This window comes from Pararhodobacter sp. CCB-MM2, assembly GCF_001691415.1.
Classification (GTDB): domain Bacteria; phylum Pseudomonadota; class Alphaproteobacteria; order Rhodobacterales; family Rhodobacteraceae; genus Pararhodobacter.
This window is the reverse complement of record NZ_LRRR01000127.1, coordinates 1-384: the sequence shown is the minus strand read 5'-3', so window position 1 is coordinate 384 and position 384 is coordinate 1. Positions and strand designations below refer to the sequence as shown.

Annotated in this window: 1 protein-coding gene; it reads left to right on the top strand. The window is 64.3% G+C overall.

Annotated features, from left to right (window positions below; all coding sequences use genetic code 11):
- Positions 1-265: membrane protein insertion efficiency factor YidD (gene yidD / locus BCY78_RS26395; RefSeq protein WP_083195290.1), on the top strand; the 265-nt coding region annotated here is incomplete at its 5' end.
- Between the last annotated feature and the right edge of the window lie 119 nt (positions 266-384).

Below are 384 nucleotides of genomic sequence, written 5' to 3'. Positions count from 1 at the left end.
CTATGGATATACGTCGATCGACAGGCACGGTGCCCTCAAGGGAACAGCGCTGACCGCTTGGCGCATCCTGCGGTGCAATCCGCGGTCACCCGGCGGTGTGGATCATGTTCCGCCTCGTAAGCGTCCGCGGTGGCACGAGCTGCTGCGCAACGCCCTGCGCGGCGAAAAGGGCGGGGAGTCCGCCGCTGATGTGCCGTCCGGGGGGTCGGTCTCCGAACCTCCGAGCCCGGCCGCAGAGACCTCGCCCAATGCTCAAGGAGCCTGATTAGTGGACACGATTGCCAGTCTGTTCAGCTTTATCACCACGCCTGTCTCATGGGTCATCGTCCAGTTCCACAAGGTCTACGGAGCGCTCTTCGGCGATGACTCCGGATGGGCCTGGGG